Annotated in this window: 27 protein-coding genes, 13 tRNA genes and 1 riboswitch; of the genes, 10 read left to right on the top strand and 30 right to left on the bottom strand. The window is 38.1% G+C overall.

Annotated features, from left to right (window positions below):
- Positions 1-7: 7 nt before the first annotated feature.
- Complete coding sequence (locus HF876_RS10380) at positions 8-1,324, bottom strand: NAD-dependent malic enzyme (protein ID WP_169359988.1); 1,317 nt, start codon at positions 1,322-1,324, stop codon at positions 8-10.
- 198 nt (positions 1,325-1,522) lie between these two features.
- Here HF876_RS10380 and HF876_RS10375 point away from each other — a divergent pair, with 198 nt between their 5' ends.
- A complete protein-coding gene (locus HF876_RS10375; protein WP_169359987.1) occupies positions 1,523-1,711 on the top strand; it encodes a DUF4083 family protein in 189 nt (62 codons plus the stop codon).
- A gap of 712 nt (positions 1,712-2,423) precedes the next feature.
- On the opposite strand, the gene HF876_RS10370 is transcribed toward HF876_RS10375, so the two are convergent.
- The gene (locus HF876_RS10370) at positions 2,424-3,215 is read right to left on the bottom strand and encodes an alpha/beta hydrolase (RefSeq protein ID WP_169359986.1); all 792 of its coding nucleotides are present in this window, start codon (positions 3,213-3,215) and stop codon (positions 2,424-2,426) included.
- A gap of 110 nt (positions 3,216-3,325) precedes the next feature.
- Between HF876_RS10370 and HF876_RS10365 the strand changes: the two genes are divergently transcribed.
- The gene (locus HF876_RS10365; protein ID WP_169359985.1) at positions 3,326-3,841 is read left to right on the top strand and encodes a gamma carbonic anhydrase; all 516 of its coding nucleotides are present in this window, start codon (positions 3,326-3,328) and stop codon (positions 3,839-3,841) included.
- 212 nt (positions 3,842-4,053) lie between these two features.
- Here the strand turns inward: HF876_RS10365 and metK are convergent, their stop codons facing one another.
- On the bottom strand, positions 4,054-5,250 hold the full coding sequence (gene metK / locus HF876_RS10360; RefSeq protein ID WP_169359984.1) for a methionine adenosyltransferase: 1,197 nt from the start codon (positions 5,248-5,250) through the stop codon (positions 4,054-4,056).
- Between the two features lie 191 nt (positions 5,251-5,441).
- Positions 5,442-5,559: riboswitch (SAM riboswitch) on the bottom strand.
- Between the two features lie 218 nt (positions 5,560-5,777).
- Between metK and pckA the strand changes: the two genes are divergently transcribed.
- The 4 genes from pckA (at position 5,778) to HF876_RS10340 (ending at position 9,656) form a co-directional block, all read left to right on the top strand.
- Positions 5,778-7,364 (top strand): phosphoenolpyruvate carboxykinase (ATP), encoded by a 1,587-nt coding sequence (pckA, locus tag HF876_RS10355; RefSeq protein ID WP_169359983.1) that lies wholly within the window; start codon positions 5,778-5,780, stop codon positions 7,362-7,364.
- A gap of 817 nt (positions 7,365-8,181) precedes the next feature.
- Positions 8,182-8,658, top strand: a complete 477-nt coding sequence (locus HF876_RS10350) for a hypothetical protein (protein ID WP_169359982.1) — start codon at positions 8,182-8,184, stop codon at positions 8,656-8,658.
- A gap of 67 nt (positions 8,659-8,725) precedes the next feature.
- Positions 8,726-9,244 carry an RDD family protein gene (locus tag HF876_RS10345; RefSeq protein WP_240949726.1) on the top strand — a complete coding sequence of 173 codons (519 nt, stop codon included), beginning with the start codon at positions 8,726-8,728 and terminating at the stop codon, positions 9,242-9,244.
- Positions 9,245-9,272: 28 nt separating this feature from the next.
- On the top strand, positions 9,273-9,656 hold the full coding sequence (locus HF876_RS10340) for a hypothetical protein (RefSeq protein ID WP_169359981.1): 384 nt from the start codon (positions 9,273-9,275) through the stop codon (positions 9,654-9,656).
- 86 nt (positions 9,657-9,742) lie between these two features.
- Here HF876_RS10340 and HF876_RS10335 read toward each other — a convergent pair whose 3' ends face one another.
- The 8 genes from HF876_RS10335 to HF876_RS10300 form a co-directional block, all read right to left on the bottom strand.
- Positions 9,743-10,192, bottom strand: coding sequence for a hypothetical protein (locus tag HF876_RS10335; protein ID WP_169359980.1), 450 nt, complete (start codon positions 10,190-10,192; stop codon positions 9,743-9,745).
- On the bottom strand, positions 10,193-10,984 hold the full coding sequence (locus tag HF876_RS10330; RefSeq protein ID WP_169359979.1) for an alpha/beta hydrolase family protein: 792 nt from the start codon (positions 10,982-10,984) through the stop codon (positions 10,193-10,195).
- Positions 10,962-11,435: an NUDIX domain-containing protein gene (locus HF876_RS10325; RefSeq protein ID WP_169359978.1), complete on the bottom strand. Its 474-nt coding sequence runs from the start codon at positions 11,433-11,435 to the stop codon at positions 10,962-10,964. The genes HF876_RS10330 and HF876_RS10325 overlap by 23 nt, the downstream gene beginning before the upstream one ends.
- A 114-nt stretch (positions 11,436-11,549) precedes the next feature.
- On the bottom strand, positions 11,550-12,191 hold the full coding sequence (locus HF876_RS10320; RefSeq protein WP_169359977.1) for a CPBP family intramembrane glutamic endopeptidase: 642 nt from the start codon (positions 12,189-12,191) through the stop codon (positions 11,550-11,552).
- Between the two features lie 60 nt (positions 12,192-12,251).
- Positions 12,252-12,419: a hypothetical protein gene (locus HF876_RS10315; RefSeq protein WP_169359976.1), complete on the bottom strand. Its 168-nt coding sequence runs from the start codon at positions 12,417-12,419 to the stop codon at positions 12,252-12,254.
- On the bottom strand, positions 12,419-12,742 hold the full coding sequence (locus tag HF876_RS10310; RefSeq protein ID WP_169359975.1) for a transposase: 324 nt from the start codon (positions 12,740-12,742) through the stop codon (positions 12,419-12,421). Before HF876_RS10310 ends, HF876_RS10315 begins: the two co-directional genes overlap by 1 nt.
- Positions 12,743-12,815: 73 nt before the next feature.
- Positions 12,816-12,992 (bottom strand): putative motility protein, encoded by a 177-nt coding sequence (locus HF876_RS10305; protein ID WP_169359974.1) that lies wholly within the window; start codon positions 12,990-12,992, stop codon positions 12,816-12,818.
- Between the two features lie 50 nt (positions 12,993-13,042).
- Positions 13,043-13,492 carry a Dps family protein gene (locus tag HF876_RS10300; protein ID WP_169359973.1) on the bottom strand — a complete coding sequence of 150 codons (450 nt, stop codon included), beginning with the start codon at positions 13,490-13,492 and terminating at the stop codon, positions 13,043-13,045.
- Between the two features lie 100 nt (positions 13,493-13,592).
- Between HF876_RS10300 and HF876_RS19155 the strand changes: the two genes are divergently transcribed.
- The 3 genes from HF876_RS19155 to HF876_RS10290 all read left to right on the top strand — a co-directional run bounded on the left by HF876_RS19155 (position 13,593) and on the right by HF876_RS10290 (position 15,089).
- Entirely contained in the window at positions 13,593-13,718 is a 126-nt protein-coding gene (locus tag HF876_RS19155) for a hypothetical protein (protein WP_277347104.1), read from the top strand.
- Positions 13,715-13,948, top strand: coding sequence for a membrane protein insertion efficiency factor YidD (gene yidD, locus HF876_RS10295; protein ID WP_169359972.1), 234 nt, complete (start codon positions 13,715-13,717; stop codon positions 13,946-13,948). Before HF876_RS19155 ends, yidD begins: the two co-directional genes overlap by 4 nt.
- A gap of 103 nt (positions 13,949-14,051) precedes the next feature.
- Positions 14,052-15,089, top strand: a complete 1,038-nt coding sequence (locus HF876_RS10290; RefSeq protein ID WP_169359971.1) for a metal ABC transporter solute-binding protein, Zn/Mn family — start codon at positions 14,052-14,054, stop codon at positions 15,087-15,089.
- Between the two features lie 167 nt (positions 15,090-15,256).
- On the opposite strand, the gene HF876_RS10285 is transcribed toward HF876_RS10290, so the two are convergent.
- The 6 genes from HF876_RS10285 to HF876_RS10260 all read right to left on the bottom strand — a co-directional run bounded on the left by HF876_RS10285 (position 15,257) and on the right by HF876_RS10260 (position 22,101).
- Positions 15,257-15,814 carry an AAA family ATPase gene (locus tag HF876_RS10285; protein ID WP_169359970.1) on the bottom strand — a complete coding sequence of 186 codons (558 nt, stop codon included), beginning with the start codon at positions 15,812-15,814 and terminating at the stop codon, positions 15,257-15,259.
- Between the two features lie 66 nt (positions 15,815-15,880).
- On the bottom strand, positions 15,881-17,299 hold the full coding sequence (locus tag HF876_RS10280) for an o-succinylbenzoate--CoA ligase (RefSeq protein WP_169359969.1): 1,419 nt from the start codon (positions 17,297-17,299) through the stop codon (positions 15,881-15,883).
- Between the two features lie 108 nt (positions 17,300-17,407).
- Complete coding sequence (gene menB, locus HF876_RS10275) at positions 17,408-18,226, bottom strand: 1,4-dihydroxy-2-naphthoyl-CoA synthase (RefSeq protein WP_169359968.1); 819 nt, start codon at positions 18,224-18,226, stop codon at positions 17,408-17,410.
- Complete coding sequence (menH, locus tag HF876_RS10270; RefSeq protein WP_240949725.1) at positions 18,223-19,047, bottom strand: 2-succinyl-6-hydroxy-2,4-cyclohexadiene-1-carboxylate synthase; 825 nt, start codon at positions 19,045-19,047, stop codon at positions 18,223-18,225. Before menH ends, menB begins: the two co-directional genes overlap by 4 nt.
- Positions 19,035-20,747, bottom strand: a complete 1,713-nt coding sequence (gene menD / locus HF876_RS10265; protein WP_169359967.1) for a 2-succinyl-5-enolpyruvyl-6-hydroxy-3-cyclohexene-1-carboxylic-acid synthase — start codon at positions 20,745-20,747, stop codon at positions 19,035-19,037. The genes menH and menD overlap by 13 nt, the downstream gene beginning before the upstream one ends.
- On the bottom strand, positions 20,740-22,101 hold the full coding sequence (locus tag HF876_RS10260) for an isochorismate synthase (RefSeq protein WP_169359966.1): 1,362 nt from the start codon (positions 22,099-22,101) through the stop codon (positions 20,740-20,742). The genes menD and HF876_RS10260 overlap by 8 nt, the downstream gene beginning before the upstream one ends.
- A 152-nt stretch (positions 22,102-22,253) precedes the next feature.
- Here HF876_RS10260 and HF876_RS10255 point away from each other — a divergent pair, with 152 nt between their 5' ends.
- Positions 22,254-23,165 (top strand): 1,4-dihydroxy-2-naphthoate polyprenyltransferase, encoded by a 912-nt coding sequence (locus HF876_RS10255; protein WP_169359965.1) that lies wholly within the window; start codon positions 22,254-22,256, stop codon positions 23,163-23,165.
- A gap of 481 nt (positions 23,166-23,646) precedes the next feature.
- Here the strand turns inward: HF876_RS10255 and HF876_RS10250 are convergent.
- The 13 genes from HF876_RS10250 to HF876_RS10190 form a co-directional block, all read right to left on the bottom strand.
- A tRNA-Glu gene (locus tag HF876_RS10250) sits at positions 23,647-23,718 on the bottom strand.
- A 7-nt stretch (positions 23,719-23,725) separates the two neighbouring features.
- A tRNA-Ser gene (locus HF876_RS10245) sits at positions 23,726-23,816 on the bottom strand.
- Positions 23,817-23,823: 7 nt separating this feature from the next.
- Positions 23,824-23,898: transfer RNA gene (locus HF876_RS10240), tRNA-Asn, on the bottom strand.
- A 4-nt stretch (positions 23,899-23,902) separates the two neighbouring features.
- Positions 23,903-23,979, bottom strand: a tRNA-Ile gene (locus HF876_RS10235).
- Positions 23,980-23,985: 6 nt separating this feature from the next.
- A tRNA-Gly gene (locus HF876_RS10230) sits at positions 23,986-24,059 on the bottom strand.
- 8 nt (positions 24,060-24,067) lie between these two features.
- Positions 24,068-24,143 (bottom strand) — tRNA-Phe (locus HF876_RS10225).
- A gap of 143 nt (positions 24,144-24,286) precedes the next feature.
- Positions 24,287-24,362: transfer RNA gene (locus HF876_RS10220), tRNA-Asp, on the bottom strand.
- Positions 24,363-24,365: 3 nt separating this feature from the next.
- A tRNA-Met gene (locus HF876_RS10215) sits at positions 24,366-24,442 on the bottom strand.
- A 107-nt stretch (positions 24,443-24,549) separates the two neighbouring features.
- Positions 24,550-24,642, bottom strand: a tRNA-Ser gene (locus tag HF876_RS10210).
- A gap of 12 nt (positions 24,643-24,654) precedes the next feature.
- Positions 24,655-24,731 (bottom strand) — tRNA-Ile (locus HF876_RS10205).
- 6 nt (positions 24,732-24,737) lie between these two features.
- Positions 24,738-24,811, bottom strand: a tRNA-Met gene (locus tag HF876_RS10200).
- A 27-nt stretch (positions 24,812-24,838) separates the two neighbouring features.
- Positions 24,839-24,914: transfer RNA gene (locus HF876_RS10195), tRNA-Ala, on the bottom strand.
- A 17-nt stretch (positions 24,915-24,931) separates the two neighbouring features.
- Positions 24,932-25,008, bottom strand: a tRNA-Pro gene (locus HF876_RS10190).
- Positions 25,009-25,093 lie beyond the last annotated feature (85 nt).

Below are 25,093 nucleotides of genomic sequence, written 5' to 3'. Positions count from 1 at the left end.
TTTTAGATTAAGCTTGTTTCGTTACAGCCTCTTCGACTGCGCGAGCGACAATATAATGGACTGCAGGATCTAATGGGTTTGGTATTAGCTCACCCGGTCTTGTATAATCCACAATTGCCTTCGCCGCTGCAATCAGCATTGGATACGTGATTTCTTTAGCTCCAGCGTTTAAAGCACCTTTAAAAATTCCTGGGAATCCTATTACATTATTTACTGAGCGACCATCTGCAGCAAAAGCTGCTCCAGCTGCAATCGCTTCAGATGGAAGGATTTCTGGATTAGGGTTAGAAAGCGCTAATATGATTTGACCTTTTCGCACCATCTCCGGTTTTATCAAACCTTGAACACCAGTAGTAGCTACGATAATATCACAGTTCTCCATCATTTCTTCTAAAGAATTCATTGTCTGACCACCGTACTGAAGCAGACGCTCTTTTGCCGCTTCCTGACGATCCAATCCATATACATCTTCTACTCCATAGGCCATTAACATACGGCATATAGCTAATCCAGCTGCTCCTAAGCCTATCTGACCAATCCTTGCCTTTTTGATGTCTACCTCGGTAGCTCGACATGCAGAAAGTATAGCAGACAATGCTACCACTGCAGTTCCATGCTGGTCATCATGCATAACAGGGATCGGAAGCTCTGCTTTTAATCTTTCTTCTATTTCAAAGCAATGTGGTGAACCGATATCTTCAAGCAATATTGCACCAAATCCTTGGTGAATATGCTTAATAGTTTCTACTACTTCGTCCGGATCGCTCGTATCTAATAGAATCGGTATACCGCTCAATCCTACAAACTGATCTAACAGTACAGATTTCCCCTCCATTACTGGCATACCTGCAACAGAACCGATGTTACCTAACCCTAATATAGCAGTTCCATCCGTAACAATAGCTACTGAATTTCCGATAGAAGTAAAATATTGAGCCTTGTCTGGTTCATTGACAATCTCCATGCAAACACTAGCAACACCAGGTGTGTAGATTCTTTGAAGGTCCCCTAGTGAACGAACGTCATATCTGCTCTTCATCGCAATCTTTCCACCTTCATGCGCTTTCAACACATCATCACTGATTGCTTGAATTTTCACACCGTTTCCAATAGCTTCTATATTACTTATAATTTTTTCAAAATCTTTTTTAGACTTGCTTGTAACAGATATGTCGCGAATAGTAGTTAAAGCACCACTTTTTAAAGTTGTAATATCCCCTATATCGCCTTCTCCCATTCCAATGGCAGTTGCTACCTTAGCAAAGTTACCAGGTTTAGAAGGTGTTTCTACTATTATATTACGAATAATATGTTGGTTTTCCATAGTTTTCTCCTAATCTCTCACTATTTTTGAATTATATGATTATAACACAAAAATTCTATTTGTTTGATAATGAAACATTTAATATAGATAAAAGTGATAGTTAAGTAAGTACTTTCCTCATATATGTAACCCTTCTCTTTAAAATTACTTTTTCCGCAATCACAAAGTGGTATAATTAGGAAAATATAGGAGGTCATTATGGATATTATTACGTTAATCATTATTTTGAGTTTAATCATGCTAGGAGTAATATCATTCACACTTTTTATAAGAAGACTATTAATAAATACCACACCAAGATCGTTTCATACCTCTTCTGAATCAGATATTGATAAAAAATTGGACAAAATTATCATGCTGTTAGAAGACAATAAATATTCAAAATAGAAACACTGAACATAATTAGTCTCCCTTTCAGGTCTTGAAATAGTAAGCATATCTTTGATATAGAGGTAAAAACTTGTTCGAGCGAAGAACCATAGCGAAGAAAAACCACTAAAATTCTACTGTTCGTAAAATTTTAGTGGTTTTTTATTTCTAAGGTGGCTTTGTTCTAGTCACTTATTAAGGTTTATTATATTTTTTAACTTTGTTAAAGTTATTGGTTGATTTTGACTGAAAAAAATTTTTTATAGTGACTGTAAACATAAACAAAGGTACTTTCAAATGACTATTAAGAACATAAATAGATGATGTAATTGGGGTTGGTGACAGTTTTTCAGCTTTGTTTATGCGAGTAAATTTTTTAGCGATTTATCGATGCTAAAGCTGTTCCATTTATTGATTGGAGCGCCAGACGGCGACTCCTACGGGATGAGTGAGACAGATAAGACATCACAACCACGCGCGTTAGCGATGGGTGATGGCTTATCGCTCACCCCGAGGAAAGCGTCCGGCTGGTGCGGAGATCAATTCTACTCACTGATTTAAGATTTCTTTGCATCATAAATCAACCCTAACCTTTAACATAGCCTATTTTTTTCAAATGATGGATTATTCGTTTGTATATTTTAAGGAATTGTAATTCAAATTATACATGTCCTTCGTTTCGATTGAAGCATTTCTATTTGTACTTCAGTTTCTAGTGGCCAGTTAATTATTACACGATATACCCGATGGATCGTAATACATTATTAATGAAGGAGTGGGAATACGTAAATATTTCTTCCCTTTCTGGCTCTAGATACAAGTCATGAAAGCAATTCTTCCATTCCTTAAATTGATAATCCGAAAGCTCTTGTTTTTTCAGCCATACTTTAGCAGCTGCTGTATCCGTAATTTTATCTCTTTCCCCTGTCATCAATAGTAAAGGAACATTAGGAATAGATTCATGATATTGACTTACCGTTTTCATCTCATTTTCCAGCTCTTTATACCAGCCATGTGAAATTATTGTTCGATAATAAGGATCATCAACTAGATTTTGATAAGCGCCGTAGTTTCTAGTGAGTTCCTTGAGCTGAATATCGTGGTTTATCTTTTGCTGTACGGAGATTTTAGCTAAAGTCTTCGTCCATTTAGATGGAAGCTTGTTTAACTGTAGCCATGGCGATGTCAAGATAACACCTGCATACTGGACCTCTATTTTATGTAACATTTTCATCACCAGCGTTGCCCCAAGACCATGTCCAATGATGAATATAGGAAGATCATAGGAAACTGCCACCTGTACTGCTTGTTTTATGTATTCTTTGTAAAGATCAAAAGATTCATCATGGATCGTTTTAGCTCTCACCAACTCCCCATGTCCAGGTAGATCTCCCATTACTATATGGCAATTAGAGCTTCTCAATTTTTCGATTAACCAAGCATAGCGTCTGTGATGCTCATAGGCACTATGAACAATTATTACTACTGCTTTTGCTTTTTCATCTGATTCCCATTTCCACATGTTCAACATACCTCATTTCTAAAACACTCTCCACGTACTATTTATTTCCTTCTTCCCATTTGTTTGATAGGATTAATTATATTCTAATAAAATAAAGGAGTGTGTCTATTTTGATTTATCCTTACAAAGATAAAAAACCTTCGATCGATGAATCAGTTTATATTGCTGATTATGTCACAATTACAGGGGATGTTACAATCGGACCAGAGACTACAATTTGGTTTAATACGGTAATTAGAGGGGACGTTGCCCCTACTGTGATCGGAAGTAGAGTAAGCATTCAAGATTTAAGTTGCCTACACCAAAGTCCCAATAACCCACTAATCATTGAAGATGAGGTCACTGTCGGCCATCAGGTCACTTTACATAGCTGCACAATCCGAAAAGGTGCTTTAATTGGCATGGGTTCCATTATATTAGATGGCGCTGAAATAGGTGAGGGTGCTTTTATTGGAGCAGGAAGCTTGGTTCCCCAAGGCAAAAAAATTCCACCTAATACGCTTGCTTTTGGAAGTCCAGCAAAGGTTATACGAGAATTAAATGAGGAAGATAAAAAAGATGTCCAACGAATTATTCATGAGTATGCGGAAAAAGGACAATACTATAAATCAGTAAAACCAATTTAAAAATGTTTAAGAAACTAAAGTATTCTTATATTTTATATAATTTATACTCATTAATCCATTAAGAGTAAACGCACCCAATTATTAATCTCCTTTAAATACACTTAGTTCTCAGATCATCTGTATAAAAGTATAAAAAGAACAGAAGGTATTAAGAGATCAATCTCTTAATACCTTCTGTTTTTATAAGAGGCATTCTGTAATAGAAGACTCTTTTATAGACCAGCCTTTTGCTTTAATAGCTCTGCTTTGTCTGTTCTTTCCCATGGTGCATCAATATCTGTACGTCCAAAATGTCCGTAAGCAGCAGTTTGCTTGTAGATTGGGCGACGAAGGTCTAACATTTTAATAATGCCAGCTGGGCGAAGGTCAAATAGCTCACGGATATAAGTTACCAAATCTGCTTCGGATACTTTACCTGTTTCAAATGTATCAATAGCAATTGATACAGGCTGTGCTACACCGATTGCATAAGCAAGCTGTACCTCACAACGATCAGCAAGACCAGCTGCAACAATATTCTTTGCCACATAACGAGCTGCATAAGCTGCAGAACGGTCTACTTTTGTTGGATCCTTACCAGAGAAAGCTCCTCCTCCATGACGAGCATACCCACCGTAAGTATCTACGATAATTTTACGACCTGTCAAACCTGCATCCCCTTGCGGACCACCGATAACAAAGCGACCAGTCGGGTTGATAAAGTACTTTGTTTCGTCTGTTATTAAATTAGTAGGAACTACTGGTTTAATCACATGCTCTTTTAAATCTTTTTGAATTTGTTCTAACGTTACTTCCGGATGATGCTGTGTGGAAATAACAATCGTATCGATATGAACTGGATTGTTATTTTCGTCATATTCTACTGTTACTTGTGTTTTACCATCTGGTCGTAAGTAATCTAATGTTTCGTCTTTACGAACCTCAGCTAATCGGCGAGCTAATTTGTGGGCTAGGCTAATTGGAAGTGGCATAAGCTCTGGTGTTTCATTACAAGCATAGCCAAACATTAAACCTTGGTCCCCAGCTCCGATTGCTTCAATATCAGAATCAGACATCGAACCTTCTCGAGCTTCTAGTGCTTGGTCAACTCCCATAGCGATATCAACCGATTGCTCATCGATAGCTGTAAGAACTGCTGACGTTTCTGAGTCAAAACCATATTTAGCTCGCGTATATCCAATTTCTTGAATAGTAGCTCGCACTACTTTTGGAATGTCTACATAAGTAGAGGTTGTGATTTCTCCAGCAACTAAAACCAAACCTGTAGTAACTGTTGTTTCACAAGCTACACGAGCGTTTGGATCTTCCGTTAAAATCGCATCTAAGATAGCATCTGATATTTGGTCACAAATTTTATCTGGATGACCTTCTGTTACTGATTCCGATGTAAATAATCGTCTTTGTGTCAAAAAAATTCCCTCCTATGTCCTGCGAGATTTCTCTCAGGAATTGATACGGTACTCATTCCCATGTCAAGCCTATAGTAAACTTGAAGCCGTTTCGGACTTGGCACACAAGGATTTAGGGCGATGTAATATAAAAAAACCTCTCACTCACGTAGTTACATGAGGAAAGGGATTAATATCATAAACACCTTTCACTCTTATCAATCAAGGAATTTCACCTTGTATCAGGTTTGGCACCTTTGTAACGTAAGTATAATTACAGGTTGCCGGGTTTCATAGGGCCTGAACCCCTCCACACGCTCGGAATAAGAGTATCCGTTCAATTCACCATCATACGTATATTAGCAAAATAAGTCAACAGGTAAATTTGTTATTTATTCACAATTACTAAAAAAAATCATTTTTTGAGCTTTAATTAGTGTAGACTATTTAGTTTAATGTGTTATACTATTTCACATATCAACGAAAAATCCTCTTTATGATGTTTCCGTGAAGAGCTAAAAACTTTAAATAAAGGATGGTAATACTATATGAATTCAATCGATACTGTGAGCGAACTGAACGAATTGTTAGCTGGTAACAACATTAGCCTGCAATTATCAGTACCACAATTAGTGGAAAAAGCTACGTCAAGAGGAGAAGCAGTACTAACTTCCACTGGAGCTGTTAAAGCAGAGACGGGCAAATATACAGGACGTTCTCCAAAAGACAAGTATATTGTTGATGAACCTATCTCAAAAGACAAAATCGATTGGGGATCTGTAAACCAACCTATCTCATCTTCGCACTTTGAAGCATTATATTCAAAGGTTATGAACTATTTAAAGGAAAAAAATGAACTATTCGTCTTTAAAGGATACGCTGGTGCAGACAAGGATTCACGTTTAAGCATTCAAGTAATCAACGAATACGCGTGGCATAACCTGTTTGCTCACCAATTATTCATTCGTCCTTCTGAAGAGGAGTTAATATCTCATAAAGCAGACTTCACTGTCATTAGTGCTCCGAACTTCAAAGCAAATCCTGCTGTTGACGGAACTAATTCAGAAACTTTTATCATTGTATCTATGGAAAAACGCATCGTTTTAATCGGTGGTACGGAATACGCAGGAGAAATGAAAAAGTCTATATTCTCTATTATGAACTATTTATTGCCTGAACAAAATATTTTGCCAATGCACTGCTCTGCTAACGTTGGAGAAAAAGGCGATGTAACATTATTCTTCGGTCTATCAGGTACTGGAAAAACTACATTATCTGCTGATGCTGGAAGAAAACTAATCGGTGATGATGAGCACGGCTGGTCTGATAATGGCGTATTTAATATCGAAGGCGGCTGCTATGCAAAATGTATCGACCTAACAAGAGAAAATGAACCACAAATTTTTGACGCTATCAAATTTGGTACTGTTTTAGAAAACGTAGTTGTAGACCCTACTACTCGTACTGCTGATTATACTGATAGCTCTTTAACTGAAAATACTCGTGCAGCTTATCCAATTCAATATATAGATAATATTGTGGATCCATCTGTTGCTGGTCACCCAAATACAATCATCTTCTTAACTGCAGATGCATTTGGAGTATTACCTCCAATCAGTAAGCTTACTAAAGAGCAAGCAATGTATCACTTCTTGAGTGGATTTACTTCTAAGCTTGCTGGTACAGAGCGTGGAATTACTTCTCCACAACCTGCATTCTCAACATGCTTCGGTTCTCCATTCCTACCATTACATGCAACTGTGTATGCTGAAATGCTTGGGAAGAAAATCGATGAGCACGGTGCTCAAGTATTCTTAGTAAACACTGGTTGGACTGGTGGAGAATATGGTGTAGGAAGCCGTATGAAGCTTTCTTACACACGTACGATGGTTCGTGCAGCAATCGAAGGTAAATTAACTGATGTAGAAACAACTAAAGATGCAGTATTTGGATTAGATATTCCTACTAGCATTGACGGAGTTCCTTCTGAGGTATTAATCCCTCGTAACGCATGGGAAGATAAAGCGGCTTATGATCAAAAAGCATCTGAGCTAGCTCAATCCTTCCGCGAAAACTTCCAAAAGTTTGGAAGCGTCTCTGAAGAGATATCACTAAAAGGCGGTCCTACTGCTTAATTCAATTAAAACTTAAGCGGCTAATGCAAAAAAAGCCTACTTCTAAAAACAAAAAGCTCTGCAATTTTACTCTGAATGTAAAATTGACGGAGCTTTTTTTGATTAAAGTTAAATATGTCTAATGGGTTTGTGTTGGAGAGAAAAACGAAAAACACAGTGCCGTTTTGAAGTGTTTCTATTATTGGATATTTTTAGAAATATTGAGAAATTTATGATAGTATATATTTAAGATTTTAATTAATTTGGAGGTGAAATTAATCTATGTTGACAATCTTAATAATTATTGGAGCTTTTTTAATGCCGATATTAGCTATTATTTTTTGTCTTAACCTAATAGAAATAATAAAAAAAGTAAAGAAGGATGAATCTACTACTAAAAATACATTTTGGATGACAACATCTTTTATTCTAATTGTATGGAGCATTTCACTTAGCGCTTTATTCAGTTTTACTACTAATACCCAATAAGATAAGAATATTCTTTTAAACACCTGTATAACTAAAGAAAAAAGCGCTTAAATTCTGAGCGTCTTTACTGTTTTCATATAGAGATTACATTGTAGAAATATCTGCTGTTTAAGCCAATTATCCTCTATACACAGCTAACTATTTCCTAGGAAATCCCCTCTCCTGAGTCGCTTATGCTTGGACTCCGATCATAAACCTAAGCACTACATCTTAATTAGATTATTTTCCATAGAATTTGAAGAAACCAAACGGCAGAATATATACCAATGAATAGGTGGTTCTCTTAATCAGGGGCCTTTATAGATCTATACTAATCTCTTAAAATTATCAAAAGATGGGAGTCGCAAAAATGAAGAAATGGTTGTTTCTAATGTTATTTTGCATCACCTTAATCCTACCTGCTTGTTCTCAAAGTGAAGAAGACAAACAGGAATATTTGGGGGTTATTAGTGAGGGGAAAGTTTTGGGTTATGAATACACTGTAATAAAAGAGAAGAATAGTAACTTATGGAAGGTTAGATACAAAGAGGATATAACGATTATCGAAGAGAGTACTGCCAATAAAGAAGATTTATTAAAATTTAGGAATGCTGTAATTGACAGTAAATTAGTATTAGCAAAACTTATTACATCGGTATCATATTTATTAATTGTTACTATTACCACGCTTATCCTTTATAAAAAAAATAGAAAGATGCTTAAAGATGGCAGCGCAATGATAACTATTTTTGTAGGCATTGCTGTGTATATTGCCTTTAAAGCGTCTTTTGATTTAAGCAGTTTATTACACGACACTAAATACTTCTATTTGACCCTTACTATTTAAATTAAAACAGTGTGAATGTCCATCGTCTTTGTCATACGTACAACTCCATATGAAAGAGGTTATGTTAATGAGAATGAATGCTACCTTTCTACTCCGTTTTAAGGCCTTCATGATTGATTACATTTTTATACTAGTTTATTTAGCCCTTCTCTTTGTGATCAATGTATTCTTGTTCCCATCTTTACAAGCGTTTTTCAATGGTTCTTTAATAGTAGCTCAGGTTACAGGTTTTTTAATGGTAACTTTTCCAGTGTCGCTATATTTTATAGTTTTTGACTCACCTATTGGAGGGCAGTCTATTGGAAAAAGAAAAACTGGTATACAAGTGGTTTATAAAAACGGAGAAGCAATAACACTCTTCCGAGCAACTTTTAGAACCGGCCTAAAATTTTTACCATGGGAGTTGTCACATTTCCTTGTTTATCGGCTCGTTTATATAGGTGATGGCGAAATACCACTCTCCTACTATCTGGTTGGTGGACTGATTTATACACTTATGTTTGCATATATTTTGACCGCCATTTTTACTAAGAAAAAACAATCTCTTTATGATATTCTGGCAGGAACAGAGGTTGTTAGGAGATAAAACTTTAGTGGAACAAGGGGGGAATCGATTGAAAAAACTCTGCTTAGCAATATTCACAATGGTGCTGATATTAGTCATCACAGGCTGTTCCAAGCTTGAACCTATGACGTTTGAGGAGATTTACTCAGGAGACTTAACAGAAGTATCCAAAATAGAGATTAGACACGGTAATGGAGAACTTAAAGAGATTACAGATCAATCAATTATAAACTCTTGGCTTGATAGTATAAAAAACATAGTATTTGAACCTTCTACAAACCAAGAGGGGCAAGTTGGTTCTCTATATAATGTTGATCTTTTTAACGGGAAAAATTTAACCCTCTCCTTTTCTACTACACAAATAAATGATTTTTATTACAATGAAAATGAGCAAATATTGGAGAAATTACATTCTTTGTTCAATGAAAATTAAAGCTCGTACTAATATGTAATAAACTGAAAAAAATAATAAGAGGTAACAGACTAAGTCCATTACCTCTCCCCATATATAAAGGAATACTATTCCTCAAAGTCGTCATGATATTCCATTTCAGTTGAAATTGGGAATATTGCTTTTATCTCTTCAGCCTTTTCTTCATCTACGTTTGAAAAAATGATTTCAGCTCCATATTGCCCAATCTCTAATTGTTCTTCCCCATTTGTGTTGAAAAACATGGTGAACCATTTCAGTCCCCCGATTGGATCTTGAGAATAATTTCGGAAAAATAATCTGTTCTCATCGTTTAAATTTACGGTAAAAACCTTCATTAACCCTTCATTCAGTGCCTCAAAGCTTTTTTCGGAAAGCTCATTGACTACTTCCTCTTCTTCAGCCCAGCAATGTATCACTACTTCCGAATACTCATTCGTATACTGATCCCATAAGTCCTCCCAAAAGCTTAAATCTATTGGGAACACCGTCTTCTCCTCTAAACTCATTGACTCTACTTTAACAACTAACTGACCCACTTATTTGCCTCCTCCATGTTTTTTCATCCATATACACACGTCCTTCACTACTTGTCGATTGACTTTAGAAGGAAAGTAATGTGTGTAGTCTGGATAATACCATGTCTCTACAATTTTGTTATACCCTATTAAAGCCTGTTCTAACACTTTTGCATGCTCAATTGATACATTCACATCTTCTCTCCCATGAATGATTAACACAGGTGCATGAATTTCTTCGATTTGATTTAATACATTTCTTCCCTCATATTCTTCCTCACGGTTGGAGGGAGTTCCACCTATTACGCGCTTCATCATTCTTCGCATATCCAGTCTTTCCTCATATGTGAGATAAATATCAGATACTCCCGCCCAGGAAACAAGCGAGCTGATGTCTTCCCTTATAACAGCTGTCCATAAGGCCATCATGCCACCCCTAGAAAAGGCAAATAGATGGACTTTGTCGGGGTTGCAAAATTGTTTTAATACATCCACCGCATAAACGGCATCCCATCGATCCTCGCCACCAAACTCATCTCGTCCTTCTCCGCCTCGATTTCCACGGTAATAAGGGGCAAAGACAACAAGTCCTTGAGAAGCAAATTGAGCAATTCGTGCAGGGCGAACCATGCCAACGCCTTGGATCCCTCCTCTGCAATACAGCATTCCATCATAATTTCCCTCTTTAATCGGGTATGCTAGCATTCCTTTTATCCGTAAGCCACAGGACCAGTATGTAATTTCTTTTAAATACACGTTCGGATTTGGAGACGGATACACACGAATTCTATCAATCGTTCCATCTTTCTTCATAATTCATCACCTCTTTAAGGATGGCTTCCATTCCTTTGTCCTTCATATGAAAGCTTAAATTCGGACAAGCTTCTAGATCTTTTGACGTGAGCCAGACTGCTCCATCTGTTTCATAATGTACTGTCTCTGTATGTATATCCTTCACCTCTGCTATAAATACCGCCTTACAAAATGGTTTCACATCATGAACTACATATTCGGCAAACCATTCTAATCGGTATACTGCTACATTCGTTTCTTCTAAAGTTTCTCGGATAGCAGCTTCCTCTATAGTTTCATATACCTCTTTTTTACCACCAGGAAACTCTATCCCTCTTTTAGGATGGTTAGTTAGCAACCATTTATGACCTTTCTGTGCTAAAACGAGCACATGCTGAGGCTCTATTGAAAAGTTACCTTTTTCAAAACTAAGATCCACCCTATATCCATTTAAATCATTAAAAGAAATCATGTATGTACTCTCCCTTGTATTTCATTGCTTGATGTTGCTGTTTGACTTATATTTACTTTAAAAGTTTATCATAGGCAAATAAAAAAAGGTTTAGCATAAAACTAAACCAGGAGTCTAAATAATAATAAACAAGTAAACAAGCATGATTCCTAAATCCGCTATACTATGACTGACAATGGATGGAACAATAGTATGAAATCTTGAGCGAAAAATGCCCCACATAATTCCTGCAAGGAAAACCATCAAGGTAGCGAAAACAGGTATATGGAAAATAGGCATGACCACTACAAAATGATATAGGGCATAAAAAAATGCCGTTATAATAATTGTAAGCTTTGATCCAAGTCGATGTAGTAATCGGTCATACATAAACCTTCTCCAATAAAACTCTTCTAATATAGGGTTAATGAAAATAAGGAAAAGTACAAGGAAAATTACTTTCGCTCCTGTAAAATCCCATTGGACAAGAGCTACTTCCAAGCCTTCTTGATCTATAGCTATCGATTGAAGCAAGTAGGCAAAACTATAAATAGCTATTAAGCAAATAATTCCGCTTATAATCCCCACAGTCATCGAGTACTTCGGTTGAGGGAATAGTAAACGAGTACGTGATTTCCTTCTATAGCTTACTAGGATTGGAACAACCAGTAACCAACCATAGAAGAGCAAAAATGTAATGGCTATATTCTTTATAAGGACAAGACCTAAAATGATCATGATAGTAGGTCCAATTAGTAAAATCAGCTGTTTAACCATATACCCTCCTAATTATTTCTAATTTATCATTAGAAAAAAGACTTGGCAATGCACCAAGTCTTAACCTTCCCACTTTTCTTGCTCCTGTTGTTTATAATTTTTGCCGCCTTCTTGACTGTTTTGGCCAGCGTTAACCTTTGCCTTATCTTGTGGAGAAAGATGTAAAAGGGAGCTTGCATTGCGGTAAGTAGTTGTATCGTTACCTTTACCATTAACATTTTTAGTCATTACAGATGCCTACTTTCTTTAAAAAATGGAAGCTGTTCAATAAATGCTTGAGATTCTCTGTCACTAAACTCGTGGATTAGAGCATATAGTTTCTTGATTCGGTTGTCATATTCTTCATTAGAAAAATCATTACTATAATACTTTAATGGCACATGGGCTCTCCAAAAGGTATTCATGTCTTTGTGATACAGCTGATAAAACAAAGTTTCAAAAACTGGGATAATATCCTGCCTTGCTGTTATTTCATATTCCCATGGCGATTCATCTGGATACAAGTATACTCTCCGTTGACTCAACGAAACGTAAGCTTTAATTTCTGTCATATCACACATCCTTTTCGTGTAGTATGTTCCCAAAACAAAAAAACATGCACCATATAAGGTACATGTTTTTCTCTTACGCTTGTACGTCTACTACTGTCCCTTTAAAAGGATGTGTAGCAGGTTGAGGCATACTCTCTAGCATTTCCACTGCTGCTACAGTTTCCATATTAAGTGCATTTTTCATAACACTCATTTGAACTGTTTGTTGTAGCTGTGCTAGCTGAGAAGACATGATGGAGTTAATATCCAAAATAATTCCCCCTTACAAGCTTATTATCGACATAAAGTTCAGTTATTCCATTATTTATTGGAATCCCCTAAAAAGGCATTTAGCATCCATTGGTGTTTCTCAATTTTTTGATAAATCGCATTTAGAATGTCCTCTGTCATATCATCCTCGTCCTTAGCTGCCTCTTCCATCCCTTTTTTCAAGGATTTCATAATTTTATCATAGTCTTTCACAACTGTTTCTACCATTTCCTCAGCAGTTTCTTTATTATTTGCTTCCTTCACCTCAGAAAGCTCTAGATGCTCTTTTAACGTAGCAGTTGGCTTTCCTCCTAAAGTTAATAAGCGTTCTGCTATTTCATCCATATTTAAAGTTGTTTCGTTATATAGTTCTTCAAACTTTGCATGTAATGTAAAGAATTGCGGTCCTTTTACATACCAATGAAAATTATGTAATTTTGTATACATGACTGAAAATGTTGCTACTAGATTATTTAGTTCTTTATTTAATGCTGCTGACATAATTTTGACACTCTCCTCTAGAATTATAATTGCTTTCTCTTTTCATATACCTCTTATTTTCTTACAATAAACATAAGACATTAAAATGGAGTGAGCAAATATGGTATTTTGGATCTTAGGTATAGCAATTATATTCAGTATTGTTGGTTTTACCTTTCTATATAAATTAGCAACAAAAGAAAATATATCCGCTATTGACCCTAAACCGAAGGATACAGACGCATGAAGCGAATCCTATTAAGTATTTTTCGCTTCTATCAAAAATTTATATCACCATTGTCTCCACCTAGCTGTCGCTTCTATCCAACATGCTCTCACTATGGAGTGGAGGCAGTAGAGAAACATGGTGCCATAAAAGGTAGCTACCTAACGGTTAAACGTATATCTAAATGTCATCCATTTCATGAGGGTGGATTTGACCCAGTTCCAGAAGAATGGCCTTTGAAGAAAAAATAATTCAAAGGCTATTTTTTCTTGCCTTTTTGAACAAAATACTGTAAGCTAATAAAGTTCTTATCCATTAAAACGTAATCATTACTATTTAGAAAGGTTGATAAATTTGAAACGTCTTTTCCTATTATGCATATTAACGTTTATTTTATTCATCACTGCTTGTGGGAAGCAAGAAGAAGCAACCACGGCAGAAGGTGGCCAATTAGATATATACACAACTGTTTATCCGCTCCAATATTTCACCGAACGAATTGGAGGAAATGAAGTAAAGGTCCAATCTATTTATCCACCAGGTGCCAATGAGCATACATTTGAACCTACTCAAAAGGACATGATTGCTCTGGCTGACGCTGATTTATTCTTTTACATCGGTTTGGGCCTAGAAGGATTTGTAGAAAATGCAAAAAAGACTTTAGCTGAGGAAAATGTAGAAATGGTAGCCGTAATTGATGGCGTGCCAGACAGTGCTTTAGAAGTGAACGAGGATGAGCATGACCATCATGATAAGGAAGGTACAGATGAACATGATCACGAAGGTCATGAGGAAGATTCTGCAGAAGCAGACGAACATAATCATGATTCAGAGGAAAATGGAGATGGACATGAAGGCCATGAACACGGAGATACCGATCCACACGTATGGATTTCTCCAAAAATCAGTCAAGATCTAGCTTTAACAGTAAAAAACAAGCTAGTCGAAGTTTCTCCAGAAAATGAAAAATTATTTGAAGAGAACTATCAAGCACTTGTTAGCGAGCTTCAACAATTAGATACTGACTTTGAAGAAATGTCTCACGCTGCATCATCTAAAACGTTTTTTGTTTCCCATGCAGCATTTGGTTATTTAGCTGACACATATGGCCTAGAACAAATTGCTATTGCGGGCTTAAACTCTCAGCAGGAGCCTTCTCAAAAGGAGCTAACTAAGATCATTGACATGGCTAAAGAGAAAAATGTAGAGTATATTCTTTTTGAACAAAACGTAAACTCTAAGCTAACAGAAGTCATTCAAAAAGAAATTGGGGCAGAAAGCCTAGTGCTCCACAATCTAGGTGTCCTTTCTAAAGAGGATATAGCAAATGAAGAAACTTACTTTACTTTAATGCAAAAAAATCTAGAAATTTTAAAAACAGCTTTAAATTAGAAAGTTTTCTAGTTAGAAACGCGAGAATGTTGATATAACGACATTCTCGCGTTTCTTTTATTATGAAGAGTCACCTATATTAGTTGCTCTACTGATATTATTGGTGTGACCGACCGATTTTATGGCAGAACCGACCGATTCCTAATTTATTGCCATCCACTTTCTAATTATGAAAGTCTATCTAAGTTATGAATCCGTAAGTACTGTTTTATTTCATCGTATAACGCTTCGACTTCTTTTGAGCTATCTAGCCGCAGGATGGGACTTTGGGATAGTTCCATTTCATAGCGCTGTGCCACATATGTCCCTCCTTGACTTTTATCGGTTTCCGTTAAGTAGGTTTTGCACCATTCTATAAAGTCGTTCGTATATAATCCATGCTCGTCTAGCCACGATTGTTTACTAGTTTTACGGGAAATTTCTCTTTTTCTTATGCGGTCCATTCTTTCATTCTCCGGTAAAGACAGAAAGACTAAAAGTTCTCGATTGGAAAAGCCATCAGGATGCCATGAAAAAATAGAGCCCGAGACTACATAACACTTGTTAGAAGTAATATCTCGCTGATACATTTCTCTTCTTATTTCAATTGGGTTATTTTCTAGAAACGTATCGTCCTTCCACAGATAGGAATCGGTATCGATCCATTTTATTTGCTCTCGGTGTGCAAAATATTCACCTAATGTACTCTTCCCCGTTCCAGATCCACCTATAATTTGAATTCTCATACGTTTCCCCTCCTCATAGCAAAAGAATAACCCGTAAAAAAAGCCGAGAAAGCTGTTCTCTCGGCTTTATAAATATTCATGAAGCTTTCTTCTTAAAATTTTATTGGAAGCATTTCTAGGTAGCTCCTCGATAAAATAATAACGGACAGGCTGTTTATATGTAGCAAGCTGGGGTTTCATAAATGATTTTAATTCTTCTTCGGTAACCTCGCTCTTCAGCACAACAAAGGCAATCGGTACGTGTCCCCATTTATCATCCTGAATACCAGTTACTCCGGCTTCTTTTACAGCACTATGCTTAACTATGGCCTGCTCCACTTCAGCAGGATAAATATTTTCCCCACCCGAAATGATTAAATCTGATCTACGGTCGACGACGTATAAATAACCTTCGTCATCTATATAGCCCATATCTCCCGTATGGAGCCACCCATCATCCTGTGGATCCGTGGAAGCTGCTGCTCCAATATAACCCTTCGTAACATGTGGTCCTTTAATACAAATTTCTCCTATCTCCTTTTCTCCTGAAATACGTATTTCTGCGAAAAAGAGTGGCTTTCCTGCTGAGCCTAGCTTACGAATAGCATCCTCACTAGACAATGTCGTAGTTTGTGAGGACGTTTCCGTCATACCATATGTCTGTAAAACAGGTATCTTACATTTAATCGCTCGCTCCAAGTAATGGAGAGGAACAGGCCCTCCACCGACTAGCATAGATTGGAAAGTATCCGGGAATGTTTGATTCCGTTCCTCTAACACACTAATCAATCTTTCTAACGTTACAGCGACAACAGACATTCTAGTAACTGTTCCATTTAAAATTTCCTCTATAGACTTATTTGCATCAAACTTTGTATGGAGGCTGACTGTCATACCATATAGAACGGAACGCATTAGAATAGAAAATCCGCTAATATGAAACAATGGCATTGCGCATAACCAGCAATCATTAGGCTGAACACCTAAATTTAAAGCAGATCCCATTGCACTCATCACATGATTTTCTAGTGTTTGTCGAACACCCTTTGGCTTCCCTGTCGTACCAGATGTGTACATAATAGTGATTGTTCTATCCTTTGGCCATTCAGCGTCTATTTGAAATTGCTTGTTTGAGGCTCCTGTAACCTGATTAAAGGATATCCGGTTACCATACATCAAACTTCTATCTAACCGATCGACTAATAATACGTCAGACTGACTATCATTTAATTGATAAATCAGCTCGTCCTCTGTTAAACGTTCATTAAGCATGACTAGCTCACAGCCTAATTGCATGCAGCCATGTAAAACTGTCACTAGCTGTGGGCTGGACGACGCCAATATGGCAATTCTCATCCCTTTGTTAACACCTAATTTATGTAGCTTCTCGGCAAAGTCTATTGCCTCCTGCTGTAATTGTGAGAATGTCCATTGTTGGTCTTCAAATATGATAGCTAATCTATTTGGCGTAAGACTTGCTCGTTTAACCAAGAGATTAGGGTACATAATAAACAACTCCTTTATTAAGTAAAGCACAAGCAAATGCATTTCTATCTTTTAAAAAAAGCTGCCCTTAAAGGACAGCTTAGAGAAATCATAAAATATCTTACTAAATCACGGGAAACGTGGGAATTGACCGAAGTCTGGTTTACGTTTTTCTTTAAACGCATCGCGACCTTCTTTAGCTTCCTCAGTTGTGTAATAAAGAAGTGTTGCATCTCCAGCTAATTGTTGAAGACCAGCAAGTCCATCTGTATCAGCATTCATAGCTGCTTTTAAGAAACGAAGTGCGGTTGGGCTCTTTTCTAGCATTTCCTCACACCATTGAACAGTCTCGTCCTCTAATTGCTCATAAGGAACAACAGTGTTAACTAAGCCCATATCTAACGCTTGTTTTGCATCATATTGACGGCATAGGTACCAAATTTCACGTGCTTTCTTGTGACCAATGATACGAGCTAAATAGCCTGAACCATATCCAGCATCAAAGGAGCCTACGTTTGGACCAGTTTGTCCAAAAATAGCATTGTCCGCAGCGATTGTTAAGTCACAAACTACGTGTAATACATGACCTCCACCAATTGCATATCCAGCTACCATAGCTACAACTGGCTTAGGAATTACACGGATTAAACGTTGTAGGTCTAGAACATTAAGACGTGGGATTTCATCCTCGCCTACATATCCACCATGACCTCGAACCTTTTGGTCTCCGCCTGAACAGAAAGCTTTTTCGCCTTCTCCAGTTAAAATAATTACTCCAACGTTTTTGTCATCGCGAGCACGAGAAAATGCGTCGATCATTTCCATCACTGTTTTAGGACGGAAAGCATTTCGCACTTCTGGGCGATTAATCGTTACTTTAGCAATTCCATTATAGAATTCATATTTAATGTCCTCATATGTATGTAATGTTGTCCATTCACGAGTCATCTTACATCCTCCTTCAAAATTATATCCTCTACTATTGTAGCAAACAATTTGGGATTTTCCACATGAATTGCATGGCCCACACCATTTATTATTTTCCAGTCAGCATTTGGTAATATAGCTAACATCTTTTTAGCAATTTCACAGAACTTCTTATCTAGCTCTCCCGTTAACATGATTACTGGAAATTCAAGAGAGACTAGCTTATCCCATAAGGAAGGCTGCACTCCAGTGCTAAAGCCCTTCAAGCTATTCGACAAGCCTATTGCTGTTTGAGACATTCGCTCTTCTCTTATCTGTTGCTGCTTCTTCAGTGATAAACTCTTTTGCGAATCAAACAAAGGAATCTGCTCCCAGTAATCTGTAAATGCGAGAACACCGTCTACTAGAATTTTTTCAGCTAGCTTGCTATCCGCTGATTTTCTTTGTATACGTGCTTCCTCATCCTTTAAGCCTGGAGAACTGCTTTCAAGTATTAAACAGTCGACCTCATACTTACTTGCATAGGCAAGTGCCAATCTACCACCCATAGAATACCCTATAAGCGTAAAATGATCCCAGCCTATCTGTTGGATTAGTGCATGTAGATCCTCCACCTGCTCCTGAGCAAAGTAACGACTCGCATTTTCAGGCTTGTCACTTTCCCCGTGGCCAATTAAATCAATGGTTAGCAGTTCAATAGAAGGACCTAGAGAAGCGATAACTTCCTCCCATGTCTTACTAGATCCAGTAAATCCATGCAGAAGGACCGCCTTCTTCTTGGCGCCTGTATTGTACCTTTTAACTTTCATCTGAATGGACCTAACGGTTATTAAGCTTTCCAAGTGACATCCAGCTCCTTAGTGATTGCTGCCCAAAGCTTTCGATGAGTTTCTGTATTGTTTTGTCGATCCGTACGAACTTCAATCATACGTATATTCTTCGTTTTATCCTTACTTAAGACAGCTTGAAAATCTTCCTTAGTATGTACTACATCATATTGAGCATCGTACATAGTAGCAATAGCTGAAAACTCAAGCCCTGTAGGTGTCCCGAACAAATGCTCAAAGTAATTAGTTTCCGTAGATTGTGGCAAGTAAGAGAATATGCCTCCTCCATCATTATTCATAATAACAATGGTTAAATCTGTTTCGCTAAAACGAGTGACAATTAATCCATTTACGTCATGGAGAAATGCCAAATCCCCGATTAATAGATAGCCAGGTCTTTTAGTTGCTGCTTGAATACCTAAAGCCGTAGATACGACTCCATCAATCCCGTTTGTCCCTCTATTGGCATATACATGGACATCCTTATAGGTTTTATTGAAAAAGGTGTCTACATCACGTATAGGCATACTGCTACTTGCTATTAAATCCGTTTTGTCTGGAAGTCCCTCAAATAATGTTCCTGCTAACGCACCCTCGTCGGTTTGCTCTGAAATATACGTCTGAATATGATTCGTTGCTATATCATTAGCCTTAGACCATTTTTCTAGATAGCTAGATGATTGCTTTTCTTCTATCTGTAACCAAAGAGATGACGGATCTACTTGTAAGTGATGAGTTACGACATGAAGAGAATCTCTAAATAATGGGCTTTCATCCACAGCTATAAAGGTTTTAGGAGGGTTTGCCTCAAGAAACTTCATAAGCGGCTTAGAAACCGGCTGAGCACCAAAACGAATGACTGCATCAGGGATAGCTGATTGCATAAACGCTTCACTTTTTAAAATAGCGTCATATTGGTCTATACATAAATGCATACAATCCATTGGCACATTACTTCGAAGCGTCGACAATGGATCCGCTAGTACTGGCCATTGTATAGCTTTCACAAACTCCCAGAAACCTACTGTTGAATTTAGGGAATCCCCTACAATAATAAGTCCCTTCTCTGTGTCTGTTATTAACTGAGTATACCAATGGATGCATTCTTTACTTGGCATAAGCCTCCCTAGTTCTGTTTGCTGCATTTGAGACAAGGAAGCTGGCCGATCCATTTCTAACAATAGCGGCTCCCGAAACGGCACGTTGATATGAACTGGTCCCATCGGTGCAGTCCTTGTAGAAGAAACTGCACGATGAATATGTCTCTCTATAAACGCAAGGCTTTCTTCTCTTTCCTCAGGTAAAGGAAAATCGACCGACCATTTGACATGCTTACCAAATAGGTGAATTTGGTCTATCGCTTGAGGAGCGCCGACCTCTCTAAGTTCATGTGGGCGATCCGCTGTCACAATAAGTAATGGTATTCTTGCATAGTATGCTTCCACTATCGCAGGAAAGAAATTCGCAGCAGCAGTTCCAGAAGTACACAATAGAACTACAGGATTCTTTTTCGCTTTGGCAATTCCTAAAGCAAAATATCCAGCAGAACGCTCATCAATTTGTCTATATAAGTTAAAGCCTGTCGATTTTGCAAAACCATATGCTAAAGGAGTGGATCTAGATCCTGGGCATAGTACGATATCCTCTATGCCCGCTTGTCTAATAGTTTCTACAAATCGATTTACATAAGATGTTAGAAAGCTCGCGTTAGTCATTCATATTTCCTCCCAAAGTTCGAAGCATTGGTCGGAATTTGACTCTCGTTTCTTCAAACTCTTCAAAAGAGGTAGATTCTGAAACTAAACCGCCCCCAGCATATAAGTACGCGTATTGGTTTTCTATGAGAGCAGAACGAATACCTACCGCAAACTCTCCATCTCCCTCGGCATTCACCCAGCCGATTGGAGCGGCATAATAACCACGGTTCATTTGTTCAGATTCTCTAATAATCTCAATAGCCTCTTGTCGAGGTTCACCACCAAGTGCTGGTGTCGGATGCATAGCTTCCACAAACTCGAAAAGAGAAGAGCTTCCTTTAATTTTCCCCTCTATAGGTGTAAATAAATGCTGAATATCTCTTATTTTCATAAGCTTTGGTCTAGCTGGAATCTTAACCTGCTCACAATACTGCTCAAATACTTTTCTAATCATCTGAACAACATATTCATGTTCCATTAAGTTTTTATTATCCGATAATAGCGCATCTCCAAGCTTCTTATCTTCCACTTGGTCTTTTCCTCTTCGAACGGATCCAGCCAAACCAGCAGATTCAACCTTGCCATTTTCCAATTTTACTAATCTCTCTGGAGTCGCCCCAAAGAAAGTCTTGTCTTCTTTCTCAAGACCAAATAAATAACTTTCAGGTTGCTCCATCGATGCATTGTAAATTGCTGTAGATGGTGAAAAGATATCATCAAAGGTTAACTTTAGGGAGCGCCCAATAACTACCTTGTTTACTTCCTTATTACGAATTCTTTCCGTTACAGTTTCAACCGCTGATAAGTATTCTTCCTTTAATCTATCTTCTCGTTGAAGAAGTTGTGGCTTTTTATGGACCTTCAGTTCTTTCACTTGAGCTGTATGGATTAAAGTATCTCTTTCTATACGTAAGCGCTCAAAAGCAGCAGAGCTGTCCTCTTCCTCTGTAATATGATGAATACTTACAAAAGCCTGATCGTCCTGTATAACTAATTGAAATGTAGCCACGGCAAAAAAACTAGACGGGAAGCTATTCCATTCCGATGATATATTGTTTGAAGGATCGAAAGAGAATCCACCAAATAGAATTGGAGACACATCTGCTTTCTCTATTAATGAACAAGCACAAAGGTCATCCCATTTTTGAGCTATATCGCTGTATCTATTTTTCTCTAAATCATTAGACAGTACATAGGCGTGTCCAAGTCCAACCAATGTGAACGTTTTCTCTTTGTTTTGCCAAAAGAATCGTTTCCCTTTATAGTAATCCTCCCCAGCTTCAAAAAAAGCATGAGCAGACATTCTAGATACTTCTATTGTTTCGGTATAAAAACGTAATGTTGATTTATTTTGCCCGGTGGTGTTCGGCATATATATGACCTCCGTATAAATTACCTGCTAATTTAAGTTCATGTTTTATTACTCTACCCTTTATCATACAACTTTCTCCACGTTTCGGCACACATTTAGCTACAAATGTATGCTAAAATTGAAGTTGATTCTTTAAAAGGAGAGAAATTTATATGTCACAAGAACTACAAGCTGATAAAGGCTGGCGTATATGGTGGAAGTTAACAAGACCACACACGTTAACTGCATCGTTTGCGCCTGTCTTTTTAGGTACAATGATTGCCCTTTATTACGTAAATATTGATTGGCCTTTATTCTTAGCAATGCTCATTGCGTGCTTGTTTATACAAGCTGCTACGAATATGTTTAATGAGTACTACGACTTTGAAAGAGGTCTAGATAGTGAAGAATCTATCGGCATTGGTGGCGCGATAGTCCGCAATGGTGTTAAACCAAAGACCGTGCTTCAATTAGCCTTAGTACTATACGTCCTAGCCGCTCTGTTAGGTATTTATATTTGTTCCCAATCATCTTGGCTTTTATTGATCGTTGGAGCCGTTTGTATGCTCATTGGATACTTATATACTGGTGGACCTTACCCAATAGCTTATACACCGTTTGGAGAACTATTCAGTGGTGTGGTTATGGGAATGTTTATTGTTTTAATTGCTACATACATTCAGGTAGGTTCTATACCAAACTTTGCCTTGTTCCTATCTATCCCTAGCACTCTGCTTGTCGCTGCTATTATGCTTTCTAATAATATTCGAGATATTGTAGAGGATACAAAAGGCGGTAGAAAAACAATGGCTATCTTAATAGGTAGAGACAATGCTATTAATGTGTTAGCCCTATTTTTTATCGTTTCTTATGTATGGATCATCTTATTAGTAATACTTCAGATTCTTACACCTTGGGCTTTACTAGTCTTACTAAGTGCAAAGAAACCAATAGATGCTATAAAACTATTTAAAGCAAAAGAGAATCACCTCGAAGTCGGATTAGCAATGAAAAACACCGCTCTTACGAATACCATTTTCGTATTTCTTTTAGGAATTGGCTTGTTAATAGGATTTTTACTATGATGGTCAGTCAGGAAGTTAACCCTTCCTGGCTTTTTTATTTGTGAAGTTTAAGTTAGAGGTTGCAGAAGTGTAAACGAAGAAAGAAAAGTCTAACCAAATAATTGATTTCGCGTAGTTTCTTTAGAATCGGACGGTTTTGTTTAATAATCGGTCGGTTAGGCAAAATAATCGGTTGGTTCTCTTCAATAATCGGTCGGTTTTACCTGATAATCGGACGGTTCTCTTCAATAATCGGTCGGTGGAAGAACTTTTAGAAGTAAATCTCTTCACAAGAAGATAATGCCCAAATGCTATAATGGATCACTTTAGTGTAATCGTTCTGCTAACAATATTTGAAAGGAAATTCACGAATAAGTGCAGCATAGATTCACTTTTCTTGATACTTCTTCCCGCCTGGATTTACAATGTTATAACAATCCTTACATATCATAAAGGCACAATAAAAAAGACAACCACCGAAGTGATTGTCTTTTTACAGTTATGACCCCTACGGGATTCGAACCCGTGTTACCGCCGTGAAAGGGCGGTGTCTTAACCGCTTGACCAAGGGGCCTTATATATGGCGGAGAAGGAGGGATTTGAACCCTCGCGCCGGTTGCCCGACCTACACCCTTAGCAGGGGCGCCTCTTCAGCCACTTGAGTACTTCCCCATATATATGGCTCCGAAGGTAGGACTCGAACCTACGACCAATCGGTTAACAGCCGATTGCTCTACCACTGAGCTACTTCGGAATAATGGTGGGCCTAAATGGACTCGAACCATCGACCTCACGCTTATCAGGCGTGCGCTCTAACCAGCTGAGCTATAGGCCCATTAATTGGAGCGGGTGAAGAGAATCGAACTCTCATCATCAGCTTGGAAGGCTGAGGTTTTACCACTAAACTACACCCGCGTGATAAATGGTGGCTCAGGACGGAATCGAACCGCCGACACAAGGATTTTCAGTCCTTTGCTCTACCGACTGAGCTACTGAGCCTCTTCGATTTATGCTAAGCGGCACAACTCTTTGTCAGCTTCACTCACTCATTCAGTCACGTACTTTAGTACGCTCCTTCTTTCGTTCGATTGCATCCTCGATTTGCTTGCTTATCCTAAATCTCTAACATATTGAATAATAAATGGCGGTCCCGACCGGGATCGAACCGGCGATCTCCTGCGTGACAGGCAGGCATGTTAACCGCTACACCACGGGACCATTTGGTTGCGGGGACAGGATTTGAACCTGTGACCTTCGGGTTATGAGCCCGACGAGCTACCGAACTGCTCCACCCCGCGACAATAAGAGTAGTTGAAATTTAAATCAACTATGTATTTAATAACTTTTCCGTCTTCCAAGCTTACTTGAAGTCGACGTTATGTATAATTTCCCACTAACAATAAGATGGAGGAGGAAGAGGGATTCGAACCCCCGCGCGGTATGACCCGCCTGTCGGTTTTCAAGACCGATCCCTTCAGCCAGACTTGGGTATTCCTCCGAAAAATTATGTTGGTGGACCTTGCAGGACTCGAACCTGCGACCGGACGGTTATGAGCCGTCTGCTCTAACCAACTGAGCTAAAGGTCCTTAAGATGGCGGCAGAGGGAGTCGAACCCACGACCTTTCGGGTATGAACCGAATGCTCTAGCCAGCTGAGCTACGCCGCCAGGAACTTTAAAAGAAAATTTTATATTTGGTGGAGCCTAGCGGGATCGAACCGCTGACCTCCTGCGTGCAAGGCAGGCGCTCTCCCAGCTGAGCTAAGGCCCCAAATTTTTATTAATAACTGGTCGGGAAGACAGGATTCGAACCTGCGACCCCTTGGTCCCAAACCAAGTGCTCTACCAAGCTGAGCTACTTCCCGTATATATATTGGCGCGCCCGGCAGGAGTCGAACCCACAACCTTCTGATCCGTAGTCAGACGCTCTATCCAATTGAGCTACGGGCG

The sequence above is a fragment of the Psychrobacillus sp. BL-248-WT-3 genome, assembly GCF_012843435.1.
Classification (GTDB): Bacteria; Bacillota; Bacilli; order Bacillales_A; family Planococcaceae; genus Psychrobacillus.
Note: the sequence above shows the minus strand (reverse complement) of the source record. Positions and strands in the feature narration are given on the sequence as shown.